Origin of the sequence: Microbacterium hibisci (assembly GCF_015278255.1) — a bacterium.
Taxonomy (GTDB): domain Bacteria; phylum Actinomycetota; class Actinomycetes; order Actinomycetales; family Microbacteriaceae; genus Microbacterium; species Microbacterium hibisci.
The window spans coordinates 346590-360210 of record NZ_JADIJC010000005.1 but is presented as its reverse complement, the minus strand read 5'-3'; the positions used below and the strand labels follow the sequence as shown (position 1 = coordinate 360210).

The window sequence follows — 13621 nt, the reverse complement described above, 5'->3', positions numbered from 1 at the left end:
TCGCCTCGACCGGGCACACCGGCTCGCAGGCGCCGCAGTCCACGCACTCGTCGGGGTGGATGTACAGCGACCGGTCACCCTCGTAGATGCAGTCCACCGGGCACTCGTCGATGCAGGCGCGGTCCTTGACGTCCACGCAGGGAAGGGCGATCACGTACGTCACGGGATCAGTCTACGTGGGACCGAAGGCGGCACCCACACGCCTCGGCGCGCCGCGGCGACGTCCGTGGACGCGACCGGTCGGGCCGCAGGCATGAGATGCCGGAGCGGCGGGCTCAGGCCCCGCCGTCCGCCGCCTGCGCGGTGCGCGGCAGACGGTCGGGCCACGCCACGGCGAGGGCGACCAGGAGCGGCACCGCGAAGGTCCACACCACGGCGAGTCCGGTCTGCGGCACCACCACCGATCCGCCGGGGCCGCTGCCCGAGAACACCATCGTCGAGATCACCATGCCGACCCCGGTCGCCAGGGTCGCCCAGCGGTCCGACGTGAGCAGCCGGACGGCGAGCAGCAGGGCGGCGGTGCCGACCAGGCCCAGGATCAGGCCCAGCGGGAACCAGCCGACCGCGTACGCATGAGCCACGGTTCCCGCCACCCCGTACACGAGCCCGACGAGCAGGGCGACGAGCCAGCTTCCGATGCGGGCGGGAACCGAGGGGCGCATCCCTCGATCGTACTCACCGCCTGACGCGCCGCTTCGCGGCGGCGCCCGCCGGCTACGCCGCCCACCCCCACAGCCGGAGCAGCGCCGCGACGAGGGCGGCGGCGACCACGACGACGAGGAACGGCGCGCGGAGCATCAGCAGCCCGGCGGCCACCAGCAGTGCCGGCACCCGCGCGTCGACCACGATCGCCTGTCCGGCCGCGAGGGTCTGCACGGCGACGAGGGCGGCGAGCAGCGCCACCGTCAGAAGGTCCGCGATGCGGAGCGGAGTGGGAGCCTCGACCCACTTCGCGGGGATGAGGTAGCCGACCGTCTTGAGTGCGACGCACACGATCGAGGCGACGAGCACGGCGGTCCACATGGTCACGGCAGGCCCTCCCTCTCCGCGACGTCGTCGGGCTCGACGGCACCTGCCGCGTCATCCCTGCCGAGCCAGTTCGTCCACCCGACGACGATCGCGACCACCGCCGCGAGGATCACCGGCAGCCCCGGCATGAGCACCGGCGTCAGGACCGTGGCGACCACCGCCGCCGCGACACCCACGACGATCGGCTGCCGGGCGCGCAGCCGCGGCCACAGGAGCGCGAGGAAAGCCGCTGCCGCCGCGGCGTCGAGCCCGTAGGCACGCACGTCGCCGAGCACGTCGCCGAGGAGGGCGCCGGCGAGCGTCGAGAGGTTCCAGCCGATGTAGATCCCGAGCCCGGTGATCCAGAAGCCGAGCGTGCGCGCGCGGCGCGTCCGCTGCGCGAGCGAGACCGCCGTGGATTCGTCGATGGTGAACTGGGCGGCGGCCGCACGACGCCAGAAGCCCGGCCCGATGACCGGCGACATGCGGATGCCGTAGGCCACGTTGCGCACCCCCAGCAGCGCTGCCGACGCGATCGCCGAGGGTGCGGCGGCCAGTCCGCCGGCACCGACGATGCCGACGAAGGCGAACTGCGAGCCGCCCGTGAACATGACGAGGCTGAGCACGCACGTCTGCCAGACGTCGAGACCCGACGCGACGGCCAGCGCGCCGAACGAGATGCCGTAGGCGCTCGTAGCGAGAGCGACGCCGAGACCCTCTCGCACCGCCCGCCGGGCTTCTCCGGCGCTGTGCGCGTCGTCGAAGTGCGGGTCGTGGCTCACCTCGTCATGCTATCGACGGGGATGCCGCGTCCTGCCGGTCCGCCCGGCCGCGCGTGGACTGCTCCCCCCGCCTCGCCGGCTGATCGGCCCGCACGCGCGGCTCCGCCGCGCGAGGTCGCGCGGCGGGTGCCGGTCCCGCCCTCGGAGGCAAGGCGAATCACGGCGTTGCGCATCCCGCCCGCTTTCGCCATGCTGGTCAGCACACACGCAGAAAACGCTTCCTCGCTTGTGGGCCCCCGCCCGTTCTCATCACGAATTCTGCTCAGGACGAAGGAGTCCCATGAGAAGGACGCTGCCCGTGCCCGCTCCGCCTGATCGCACACCCCACGCCCGCCGCGCCGCGGTGGGCCTGGCGACCGCCGTCGCGCTGGCCGCCGCTCCCCTGCTGGCCGCACCCGCGGCCGCCGCGCCTGCAGACGCGGCCCCTGCGGCCGGCGCCCTCGACCTCGGCCGTCAGGTCATCGCACCCGGCGACGGCTGGGCGTCCTGGTCGGGGACGACGTCGCCCGAGCGCGTCACACGACAGGCCCACCCCGTCACCGGCGGCGCTGCCGCCGACCCCGCCCAGGTGTACGTCGTCGACGAGTGGCAGGAGCTGCGGGACGCGCTGGCCGGCGTGCCGGGCGGCTCGCAGAACGACGCCCGGTACAACACCGTGCCGCGGATCGTCTACGTCACGGGGACGATCGACCCCTGGCAGCGCGGCGACGGCACCCGGATGACCTGCGACGACATCGCCGCGCAGGTGACCGTCGCCGACACCGGCCTGCCGTTCCGCATGGACGACTACATCGCCGCGTTCGGACCCGGCGTCGACCCGTCGGGGCCCCTCGAGCAGGCACGCGTCGCCGCCGCCGCACTGCAGGCCAGGCTCACACTGCAGCACATCGGCTCGAACGTGACGCTCGTCGGGGTCGGCGACGACGCGCATGTGGTCGGGGCATCCCTCCGCATCCGCGACGCGCAGAACGTGATCGTGCGCAACCTCACCCTGTCCGACGCGTACGACTGCTTCCCGCAGTGGGACGCGGGCGACGGCGCCGGTGGAGCCTGGAACTCGGCGTACGACAATCTGTCGGTGTGGACGTCGACGAGCGTCTGGGTCGATCACAACACCTTCGACGACGGGGACCACCCGCTGGAGAGCCTGCCGAAGGTGTACGGGCAGACCTTCGAGGTGCACGACGGCCTGCTCGACGTCACGCACGGATCCGATCTGGTCACGATGTCGTGGAACTGGTTCCAGCACCACGACAAGACCGACATCATCGGCTCGTCCGACTCGCGCCTCCAGGACCGCGGCCAGCACCGGGTGACCCAGCACCACAACCGCTGGACCGACATCGGGCAGCGGGGCCCGCGCGTGCGCTTCGGCGACGTGCACGTCTACAACAACCTCTACGAGCAGACGGAGGCCACCACCGCCGCCTCCGACGAGGGATCGTCGTTCTTCCAGTACTACTGGGGCGCCGGGCGCGAGAGCAGCATCGTCGCCGAGTCCAACGCCGTCGAGCTGATCGACCCGGCGAGCGTGTCGCGCATCATCGCGGGGTGGGGCGGCACCGAGCTGCGCGCCGACGACACCCTGGTCGACGGCGAGCTGGTCGACGTGCTCGCCGCCTACAACGCCACGGCCGCGACCCCGCTGTCGTCGGCGGTGCGCTGGCATCCCGCGAACGCCTACGCCTACACGCTCGATCCCGTCGCCGATGTCGCCGACATCGTCCGGGCGGGAGCCGGTGCCGGCATCCTGAACTCCGGCACGCCGGTCGCGACGGCCGCGCCGTCGGCCTTCTCGGTGTCGGACGACAACGGCCACGACACCGGACTTCGTGACGGCGACTACCGCATCCTCGCCGACCTGTGGTGGGGGCAGAACGCGACCGTCGTGAAGCTCTACGAGAACGGAGAGCTCGTCGGCGCGCAGGCGGTCGACGGCGTCAGCCCCGACGCGCAGCGGGTCTCGTTCGACATCGCTGGGCGCGCCGACGGCACGTACGAGTACCGCGTGGTCGCCCTGAACCCGTACGGCGAGACCGCGTCGCGCGTGCACACCGTGCGAGTGACGGATGCCGCGCCCGGCCGCTCCGTGCTCAGCGTCACCGGCGTGCGCACGGGGTCGGTGACGATCTCGGCGGACCTGTGGTGGGGCACCAACGCGACCGAGTACGTCCTCTTCCAGGACGGCGTCGAGATCGATCGGCAGCCGCTCGTGGCGGCCTCCCCCGGCGCCCAGCACGTGGAGACGGTCGTCGGCGAGCTCGCGCCGGGCACGTACGAGTTCACCGCGACGCTCTCCAACGCGGCGGGCACGACGGCGGCGCGGCCGGTCACCGTCACGGTGCGAGACTGAGAAACGGATGCCGCGCCCCGGTGCCTTCGAGAGGCGCCGGGTCGCGGCATCCGTCATCTGCTCTTAAGCGTTGGCATCCTGGCGCTTGAGGCGCGAGGCGGCACGGCCGCGCTCGGTCGCGTCGAGGATCACCTTGCGGATGCGCACCTTCTCGGGCGTCACCTCGACGCATTCGTCGTCGCGGGCGAACTCGAGGCTCTCCTCGAGGGAGAGGAGGCGGGGCGGAGTCATCGACTCGAACGCGTCCGCGGTCGAGGACCGCATGTTCGTGAGCTTCTTCTCCTTGGTGATGTTGACGTCCATGTCATCGGCGCGCGAGTTCTCGCCGACGACCATGCCCTCGTAGACCTCTTCGGTGGGCTGCACGAAGAAGCTCATGCGCTCCTGCAGCGCGATCATCGCGAACGGGGTCACGACGCCCGAGCGGTCGGCGACGATCGAGCCGTTCTGGCGGGCGACGATGTGGCCGGCCCAGTCGTCATAGCCGTGCGAGATCGCGTTGGCGATGCCGGTGCCGCGCGTCATCGAGAGGAATTCGGTGCGGAACCCGATGAGGCCGCGGGACGGCACGATGAACTCCATGCGCACCCAGCCGGTGCCGTGGTTGACCATCGTCTCCATGCGGCCCTTGCGCGACGCCATCAGCTGCGTGATCGCGCCGAGGTACTCCTCGGGGGCGTCGATCGTCAGATGCTCGAAGGGCTCCTTGACCTTGCCGTCCTCGCCCTTGCGCGTGACGACCTGCGGCTTGCCGACGGTGAGCTCGAAGCCCTCGCGGCGCATGTTCTCGACGAGGATCGCGAGAGCGAGCTCGCCGCGGCCCTGGACCTCCCACGCGTCGGGGCGTCCGATGTCGACGACCTTGAGCGACACGTTGCCGATGAGCTCGCGGTCGAGGCGGTCCTTCACCATGCGCGCGGTGACCTTGTGGCCCTTGACCTTGCCCACGAGCGGCGAGGTGTTCGTGCCGATCGTCATCGAGATCGCGGGGTCGTCGACCGTGATGGCGGGCAGCGGCCGGACGTCCTCGGGGTCGGCGATCGTCTCGCCGATCGTGATCTCCTCGATGCCGGCGATGGCGACGATGTCGCCGGGGCCGGCCTCCTCGGCGGGGTAGCGCTCGAGGGCGCGCGTCTTCAGCAGCTCGGTGATGCGAGCGTTCGAGTGCGAGCCGTCGTGGCGGACCCACGCGACGGTCTGGCCCTTCTTCAGCGTGCCGTTGAAGACGCGCAGGAGCGCGAGGCGCCCGAGGAAGGGGCTCGAGTCGAGGTTCGTCACCCACGCCTGCAGCGGCGCCTCGTCGTCGTAGGCCGGCGCCGGCACGTGCTCGAGGATCGCCTCGAAGAGGGGCTCGAGGTCGCCGTTGTCGGGAAGCTCGCCGTTGGCGGGACGGGTGCGGGATGCCGCGCCCGCGCGTCCCGACGCGTAGACCACCGGCACGTCGAGCAGGGCGTCGACATCGAGGTCGGGAACGTCCTCGTGGAGGTCGGAGGCGAGCCCGAGCAGCAGGTCGTGCGCCTCTTCCTCGACCTCGGCGATGCGCGCATCGGGGCGGTCGGTCTTGTTGACCAGGAGGATCACGGGGAGCTTCGCCTCGAGCGCCTTGCGCAGCACGAAGCGGGTCTGCGGGAGCGGGCCCTCGCTCGCGTCGACGAGCAGCACGACGCCGTCGACCATCGACAGGCCGCGCTCGACCTCGCCGCCGAAGTCGGCGTGACCGGGCGTGTCGATGACGTTGATCGTCACCGGCACGTCGGTGTGGGCACCGTTGTAGGTGATCGCCGTGTTCTTGGCGAGGATCGTGATGCCCTTCTCGCGTTCGAGGTCGTTCGAGTCCATCGCGCGCTCTTCCACGTGCGCGTGCTCGCCGAACGAGCCGGTCTGGCGGAGCATTGCGTCGACGAGGGTGGTCTTGCCGTGGTCGACGTGGGCGACGATCGCCACATTGCGGAGGTCCGGTCGGAGGGCGCGCGCCATGAGGGAATCCTTGAAAGAGAGGGAAAGAACGAGGTCGGTCCCTGAGCGTGTCGAAGGGTCCGGCATCCGTCATTCTACCGGGACGATCTGGACGTCTTCCGCGTACGCGACCGCGCCGCCCCGGGGAGCCGGGACGGCGCGGTGCGGAGAGACGCCTCCGCGGCGGGTCGTGCGGTCAGCTTGCGGCGGAGCCCGAGTTCTGCAGCAGCGCGGCGCGCGCCTCGCGGCGCACCTTCTGCTCGGCGGGGTTGGGCACCGGCACTGCGGCGATGAGCCGCTGCGTGTACGGGTCCTTCGCGCCGCGCAGGATCTCGTCGCGCGTGCCCGACTCCACGAGCTTTCCGTGGTGCATCACCGCGATGCGGTGCGCCAGGATGTCGACCACCGCCAGGTCGTGACTGATGAAGAGGCACGCGAACTGCAGCTCCTGCTGCAGTTCCTGCAGCAGGTCGAGGAAGCGCGCCTGCACCGACACGTCCAGCGCAGAGGTCGGCTCGTCGGCGACGAGCAGCTCCGGCGCGAGCGCCAGGGCGCGCGCGATGCCGACACGCTGACGCTGACCTCCCGACAGCTCGTGCGGGAAGCGGTTGCGGTACGACGCGGGCAGCTCGACCTGGCTGAGGAGGTCCTCGACGCGCTTGTCGAGATCCTTGCCCTTCGCGAGGCCCGCGAGCAGGATCGGCTCGCCGATCGACTGGCCGATGGGCATGCGGGGGTTCAGCGACGACGCCGGATCCTGGAAGACGATGCCCGTCCGGCGGCGGATCGCGAAGAGGTCCTTCTGCGAGGCGTTCGAGATGTCGGTGCCGACGGTCGTGAGCTTGCCCTCGGCGATGGGCAGCAGCCCGATCGCCGCACGCCCGAGCGTGGTCTTGCCCGAGCCCGACTCACCCACGAGGCCGACGATCTCGCCGGGGTAGATGGAGAGATCGATGTGCTCGGCGGCACGGAACGCGGGGATGCGTCCGCGCTTCGGGTAGTCGATGGCGACGTCTTCGAACGCGAGCACCGGCGTGCGGGTCTCGATCGTCTCCTCCGCGGCCTCGCTCGCGCGCTCGCGGATCGACGAGACCGACGGAACCGTCGACGTCTCCGTCGCCACCTCGGCCGGACCGGGCTCGGCCTCCTCGAGCACGCCGAGTCCGAGATGGGGCACCGAGGCGAGGAGCTGCTGGGTGTACGGGTGCTGCGGCGCGTGGAAGATGCCGTCGACGGAGCCGGACTCGACCACGACGCCGTTCTTCATCACCATGATGCGGTCGGCGAGGTCGGCGACGACACCCATGTCGTGGGTGATGAGGATGATCGCGGAGTCGAGCCGCTTGTGGAGGTTGCGGAGCAGGTCGAGCACCTCCGCCTGCACCGTCACATCGAGGGCCGTGGTGGGCTCGTCGGCGATGAGCAGCAGCGGGTCGCACGAGATCGACTGCGCGATCATGGCGCGCTGACGCTGACCGCCCGACAGCTGGTGCGGGTACTTGTGGAACGACTGCTCGGGATTCGGCATCTCCACCATGCGGAGCAGTTCGACCGCCTTCTCGCGCGCGTCGCTCGGCGCGAGCCCCCGGTCGTGGGAGCGCAGCGCCTCCATGATCTGGAAGCCGACGGTATAGACCGGGTTCAGCGCTGTCATCGGCTCCTGGAAGATCACGGCGATCTCGTTGCCGCGCAGCGACCGGAGGGTGGCGTCGTCGACGCCGCGCAGCTCGCGGCCGAGCAGCTTGATCGAGCCCGTGACACGGGAGTTCTCAGGCAGCAGCCCGAGCAGCGCCATCGAGCTCGTGCTCTTGCCCGAGCCCGACTCGCCGACGATGGCCAGCACCTCGCCGCGGCGGACCTCGTAGTTCATGTCGATGGCCGCCGGGTAGAACTGGCCCTCCACCCAGAACTCGACGCCCAGGTTCTCGACCGCGAGGATCGTCTCTGGCGCCTCCCCGTGGGCGGGCGCGGTCGCGGACTGCGGACGCGTGGTGTCAGTCATTCGGTGCTGTCCTATCTGCAAAGCTTGAAGTCATGTCGTTCCAGGAGATCCGCTATCGCCCGGTCTTCGGGCGCGTCCTCGCTGTCGTGACTGTCGTCGTGTGCGCACTGGGCATCGTCGCGCTGTTCCTCACCGAACCCGCTGACGCCCTGCGCTATGTCTGGCCGATCCTCCTGGTGGCGGCGCTGGCCTGGGCGCTCTTCTGGCGTCCGAGCCTTCTCGTGCAGGAGCACGGCATCACCGTCGAGAACGTCCTGCGCACGCGGTTCGTGCCGTGGCCGGCGATCACCGCCATCGACACCCGCTACTCGCTGACGCTGCACACGGCCCACGGTCGCGTGTCGGTGTGGGCCGCTCCCGCTCCGGGCCGTCACCGCACCATGGGACTCGCCCCCAAGGACTTCGACGGCGTCGGAGACACCGCGCGCGGTCCGGTCGGCGAGCTGCGTCCGGCTGATGCGCTGACGACGGCGAGCGGCAACCTCGCGCAGCTCATCCGCGGCCGGTGGGAACGCCTGCGCGACGCCGGCGCGTTCGCCAGCGGAGTGGATCCGGAGGCGTCGACGCAGACGTGGCACTGGGGGACGATCGTCTCCGTGGCGGCGCTGGGCGCCGCCACGGTGATCGGCCTGGTGGTCTAGCCGCACGTCATCGCTCCGGGTCGAGCGGCTTGTGCTGGACGTCGCCCGGCAGTTCGCGACGGGGGTCGTTGAAGTTCACGATGTCGTCGCCGGTGTAGGCCGTCTGGATGCCGACATCCACCATGTGGGCGTCGGTCGACGGCGTCGTGTCGACCACCGGCGCGATCGGTCCCTTCGCGCGACCGGCGCGCGCCATGGCGCGCTCGCTGGGCTTCTTCTTCTGCCGCGGGTCGAAGGCGTCCCGCAGCCCGTCGCCGATGAAGTTGACGCACAGCGCGATCACGATGATGAAGATGCCGGGCCACCAGAACAGCCAGGGACGCGTGGAGAACGCGGCCTGGTTCTCGGAGATGATCTTCCCGAGCGAGGTGTCGGGCGACTGGACGCCGAAGCCGAGGAAGCTCAGCGACGACTCCAGGAGGATCGCCCCGGCCATGAGCAGCGTCGCGTTCACGACGATGACGCCGACGGAGTTCGGCAGGATGTGGCGGAAGATGATCCGGCGATCCCGCGCCCCCGACACGCGTGCCGCGTCGACGAACTCACGTTCGCGCAGCGTCAGGAACTCGCCTCGCACCAGTCGGGCCATCGTGGTCCATGCGAAGAGGCCGATGACGACACCGAGCACGGCCGCACCCAGGCTTCCGAAGATGTTGCCGAGGACCGAGCCGATGACGATCAGCGGGATGGTGATGATGATGTCGGTGAACCGCATGAGCACCGAGTCGGTCATCTTGCCGTAGTAGCCGGCGATCGCGCCGATCACGACGCCGATGAGCGTCGCGACGACGCCGGCGATGACCATCACCATGATCGACTGCTGGGTTCCGCGCATCACGACCGCGAAGATGTCGCGGCCGACCTCGTCCTGACCGAACGGGTGCTCACCGAACTGCAGCGGCCAGAGGCTGAGGGTCGGCACGCCGTTGTTGACCTTGGGCGGGATCTGGTCCCACGAGTACTGCCACCAGCCGGGGATCCGAAGACCCCAGAGATTCACGCCCACCGAGGTGAAGGCGAGAATGACGATCAGTCCCAGCACGATGATCGAGGTGAGCGCCGCGCGGTGACGGAAGAACCGCCGGCGGACGATCTGCCCCTGGCTGAGGCCCTCGGTCTCCTTCTGCTCGATGGAGACCTCGGCCTTCGCCTCGCTCTCGCGGGTGTCGGTCTCGTTCTCGGTTGTGGTGCTCATGTCAGCCCACCTTGATTCTCGGGTCGAGCGCGGCGTACACGAGGTCCGCGATCAGGTTGAACAGGACGGCCAGGGTTCCGGTGACGACGAAGAACGCCATCACGGGGTTCGGATCTCCCACGTCGAGGGCATCGACGAAGAGCCGCCCCATACCGGTCCAGCCGAACACCGTCTCGGTGACCACCGCACCGCCGATGATGGCGCCCACGTCGAAGGCGATGATCGTCGTGATGGGGATCAGCGCATTGCGGAAGGCGTGGCGGACGACGACGGTGCGCTGGGTGAGTCCCTTGGCCCGGGCTGTGCGGATGTAGTCCTGGTTCATCACCTCGAGGAGGCTCGCCCGGGAGTACCGGGTGTAGCTGGCGAACGAGATGAGGATGATGGCGATCGTCGGCAGCAGCAGGTGCGTGAACAGGTCGATGCCCTGCACCCAGAAGTTGCCGCCGAGCCCCGGGGTCGAGGAGCCGACCGTCGCGATCGGACGCCCGCGCACCCGGCTCGAGTTCGCGTAGACCTGCCAGTACGACATGTACTTGTCGAGCGCGGTGAACGCCGCGACCAGCAGTCCCACGATCGCCGCGGTGCGGACGACCGGCGCCCGGTCGGGTGCGCCCATGAACCACCCGATCGCCCCCGAGACGACGACCGCGCCGAGCGCCAGCAGCAGGAACACGCCGAGCGTCATCCCGTTGAGGATGTAGTTCATCATCGGCGTGTAGAGGGCGATGCCCACGGCGGCCACGATGAGCGACGCGTAGAGCGCCTTGCGGTTGCGCAGACCCGCCGAGACCGCCGTCACGCCGACGGCCACGCCGATCGCCAGGAAGCCGTACACGACGATGCCGATGCTCGGGTCGGCGAACCACTCGGTGGCCGAGAGGAAGGCCAGCACCGCGCCGGTCGCCACCGCGGAGACCCCGAAGACGATCAGGCGGCGACGCCAGCGTCCGCCGATCAGCGACATCCAGATCAGACCGGCGAACAGCGAGACACCGATGATCACCGGGACGGAGATCACCGGATCACCGAGCCAGTTGTTGAGCTGGATCGCGCCGTACTGCTTGAGGAGGACCGCGACCCAGAAGACGGGAAGCGAGAAGAACAGGAAAGACAGCAGCGTCACGCCGTAGTCGAAGCCCGTGTACTGGCGCAGTGCCGACACGATGCCGACCGTGATGCCGAGCACGATGGCCACGACCGTCGCGGTGGTGACCAGGGTCAGGGTCGCCGTGATGGCGTTGCCGAGCAGCGCGTTCACGGACTGGTTCTGCATGCTGACGCCGAAGTCGCCGCGGAACAGCGCGCCGAGCCACAGGAAGTAGCGCAGCGGCGGCGGGACGTCGAGGTTGAGGAGCTTGGTGCGAGCTTCGATGAGCTCGGCCTTGTTGGGTGCACTGCTCTCGCGGAGGTCCTGGAGGGGGTCACCCGAGAAGGACACGAGCAAGTACATGAGGAAAGTCGCGGCGAAGAGCACGAAGATCGATGCGATCAATCGCCGGATGATGAATGAAGCCATGGTCTGGCCGCCTGCCAATCGATCAATCAGCGCGGAGAGCGAGGCGGGCGCCGATGCCCGCCTCGAGATCTCGCTGAGAGGAGTCTAACGCGGTGGGGTGCAGGTCCCCTTGGTGACCTGCACCCCACCTCGGTGATCATCCGGGCCGGAGCCCGGGCGACTACCGTACGACGATCACTCCTCCGAGCCGCCGTCCGTCACAGCCCAGTCCCACGTGTTCCAGAAGATCGTGGGAGCGATGATCGACGGGTCGATGCCCTCCACACGGTCGCTGATCGCGGTGACCTCGGGGTGCTGGAAGAGGGTCGGGCCGAAGAAGTCCTCCCAGAGGATCTTGTCCGCCTCCATCATCAGCTCCTGCTGAGCCTCAGCGTCGAACTCGCCCGAGATCTCCTTCGAGATCTCGTCGATGCGCTCGTTCGAGTAGAAGCTGTTGTTGTTGATGCCGCCGGTGACGAAGTTCGCCGTCCAGTCGGTCACGGTGATCGACGTGGTCTGCCAGCCGAACAGCGAGGCGTCGTACGCACCCGGGGTTCCCAGCAGCCCGCCCCACTCGGTCGAGCCGCAGTCGGTCACGTTGAAGCCGGCCTGGTTGGCCGACGCCTGGATGAGCGCGAACTCGTTCACGCGGCGCGGGTTGTTCGACGCGTAGAGGAGGCAGACCTCGGTGTTGGTGACGCCCGACTCCGCGAGGAGCGCCTTGGCGCCCTCGATGTCGACCTCGGCGTACTCGGCCGAGCCGTTGTTCGCGGACGACTCGTCGTAGCCCTCGGCACCGGGGACGAAGATGAACGAGTCACGGAGGATCGCGTCGTCGCCGATGATCGGCTTGATGAGCGTGTCGACGATCTCCTGACGGGGGATCGTCTTCATGAACGCCTCACGCACCTGCGGGTTCGCGAAGATGTTCTCGGGGTTGCGGGCGTTGGCGATCTGCAGGTCGACGTGCTCGTACGTGCCGCCGACACCGGTCGAGACCGTGATGCCGTCGATGCCCTCGAGCGCCGTCGTGATGTCGGCGGTCGCCTGCGGCTGGATGACGTCGACCTCACCGTTCTCGAGCGCCTGAACAGCGGCGAGCGGGTCGGGGATGAAGCGGATCGTGACCTCTTCGATGTTCGGCGCGTGGTCACCGGTGTACTCGGGGTTCGCGGTGAGCGTGACGAACTCGTCAGCCGAGAAGTCGCTGATCATGTACGGGCCGCTCGCGGTGACGAGCTCGGGGTCCGACGGCATCTCGGTGAAGTTGAAGCCGTTGTTCCAGAACGACGAGAGCGCGGCCAGCGCCTCGGCGTCTTCGCTCTCGATGGCGTCGAGGACGGCCTGCTTGGCCTCGGCGTTGTCGTCGATCTCGAGGGCCTTCTTCGCGACGATGTGCGCGGGCAGGATGGCGCCCAGCAGGCCGTAAGCGACCTCCCAGTCGACGTACGGGCTGTCGTAGGTCATCGTGATCGAACGACCGTCTTCGCCGAGCTCCGGCGTCTCGGTGACGAGACCGAACTGCGAGCCCTCGGTGGCACCGGAGTCGAAGTAGACGACATCGGTGGGGAAGGCGTCGGTGAACTCGCCGGTCTCGGGGTCGGTGAACTCGGCCGGGTCGAAGTCGGGCGTGTCAAGGGCACGCGACAGTGCGGCCCAGTGCAGCATCAGGTCGGCCGCGTCGATCTCGGTGCCGTCCGACCACTTCTTGCCCTCGGCAACGGTGTACTTGACCGTCAGCGGGTCCTCGCTGACGAGCTCGTACGTGCCGAACGAGTCGTTCTTCACCAGCTGCGGGGTGTTGTCGTAGCTGTTGAAGCCGTCGAGCACCAGGTAGTTGATGTTGTTGTTCGCGGTCGCGTTGCCGAACGACGTGTTGCCGTTCATCGAGTAGAACGCCTGGTTCCACGCAGCCGTGATCGACGAACCTTCGACGAGACCGGAGTCGTCGGGGGATTCTTCGCCACCACCCGCGGCGCAGCCCGAGATCACCAGTGCGCCGACTGCGGTGAGCGCCACCGCAGTCGAGATGCGCTTAATTCTCACTGTTCCTCCTGTGCAGGGTAATGCGCACACGTTCGGCATCAACCGGACGGGCGCGCGGATGGGAAAACGATAAGCACCGCTTGTGAGATGGTCAAAACGATCGGCGAAAACGTTACAGAGCCTTAACTCAATCGACGCGG

Annotated in this window: 11 protein-coding genes; 2 read left to right on the top strand and 9 right to left on the bottom strand. The window is 69.1% G+C overall.

Features of this window, described 5'->3' with window-relative positions; all coding sequences use genetic code 11:
- The 4 genes from IM770_RS12065 to IM770_RS12050 all read right to left on the bottom strand — a co-directional run.
- The coding region (locus tag IM770_RS12065; RefSeq protein ID WP_203581402.1) for a ferredoxin family protein at nt 1-163 on the bottom strand (163 nt) is incomplete at its 3' end.
- Between the two features lie 112 nt (nt 164-275).
- A complete protein-coding gene (locus IM770_RS12060; RefSeq protein WP_203581369.1) occupies nt 276-662 on the bottom strand; it encodes a DUF6113 family protein in 387 nt (128 codons plus the stop codon).
- 52 nt (nt 663-714) lie between these two features.
- Complete coding sequence (locus IM770_RS12055) at nt 715-1029, bottom strand: AzlD domain-containing protein (RefSeq protein WP_203581368.1); 315 nt, start codon at nt 1027-1029, stop codon at nt 715-717.
- Nucleotides 1026-1790, bottom strand: a complete 765-nt coding sequence (locus IM770_RS12050; protein WP_203581367.1) for an AzlC family ABC transporter permease — start codon at nt 1788-1790, stop codon at nt 1026-1028. Before IM770_RS12050 ends, IM770_RS12055 begins: the two co-directional genes overlap by 4 nt.
- Nucleotides 1791-2070: 280 nt before the next feature.
- Here IM770_RS12050 and IM770_RS12045 point away from each other — a divergent pair, with 280 nt between their 5' ends.
- A complete protein-coding gene (locus IM770_RS12045; RefSeq protein WP_203581366.1) occupies nt 2071-4143 on the top strand; it encodes a pectate lyase family protein in 2073 nt (690 codons plus the stop codon).
- Between the two features lie 63 nt (nt 4144-4206).
- On the opposite strand, the gene typA is transcribed toward IM770_RS12045, so the two are convergent.
- Together typA and IM770_RS12035 are read right to left on the bottom strand one after the other, a co-directional pair.
- On the bottom strand, nt 4207-6120 hold the full coding sequence (typA, locus tag IM770_RS12040; protein WP_203581365.1) for a translational GTPase TypA: 1914 nt from the start codon (nt 6118-6120) through the stop codon (nt 4207-4209).
- Nucleotides 6121-6295: 175 nt separating this feature from the next.
- Nucleotides 6296-8101, bottom strand: a complete 1806-nt coding sequence (locus IM770_RS12035; RefSeq protein WP_203581364.1) for a dipeptide ABC transporter ATP-binding protein — start codon at nt 8099-8101, stop codon at nt 6296-6298.
- Nucleotides 8102-8133: 32 nt separating this feature from the next.
- Here IM770_RS12035 and IM770_RS12030 point away from each other — a divergent pair, with 32 nt between their 5' ends.
- Nucleotides 8134-8742, top strand: coding sequence for a PH domain-containing protein (locus IM770_RS12030; RefSeq protein WP_203581363.1), 609 nt, complete (start codon nt 8134-8136; stop codon nt 8740-8742).
- A gap of 7 nt (nt 8743-8749) precedes the next feature.
- Here IM770_RS12030 and IM770_RS12025 read toward each other — a convergent pair whose 3' ends face one another.
- The 3 genes from IM770_RS12025 to IM770_RS12015 all read right to left on the bottom strand — a co-directional run bounded on the left by IM770_RS12025 (nt 8750) and on the right by IM770_RS12015 (nt 13481).
- Nucleotides 8750-9937, bottom strand: a complete 1188-nt coding sequence (locus tag IM770_RS12025) for an ABC transporter permease (RefSeq protein WP_203581362.1) — start codon at nt 9935-9937, stop codon at nt 8750-8752.
- A gap of 1 nt (nt 9938) precedes the next feature.
- Nucleotides 9939-11456 carry an ABC transporter permease gene (locus IM770_RS12020; protein WP_203581361.1) on the bottom strand — a complete coding sequence of 506 codons (1518 nt, stop codon included), beginning with the start codon at nt 11454-11456 and terminating at the stop codon, nt 9939-9941.
- 174 nt (nt 11457-11630) lie between these two features.
- The gene (locus tag IM770_RS12015; RefSeq protein WP_307785444.1) at nt 11631-13481 is read right to left on the bottom strand and encodes an ABC transporter family substrate-binding protein; all 1851 of its coding nucleotides are present in this window, start codon (nt 13479-13481) and stop codon (nt 11631-11633) included.
- Between the last annotated feature and the right edge of the window lie 140 nt (nt 13482-13621).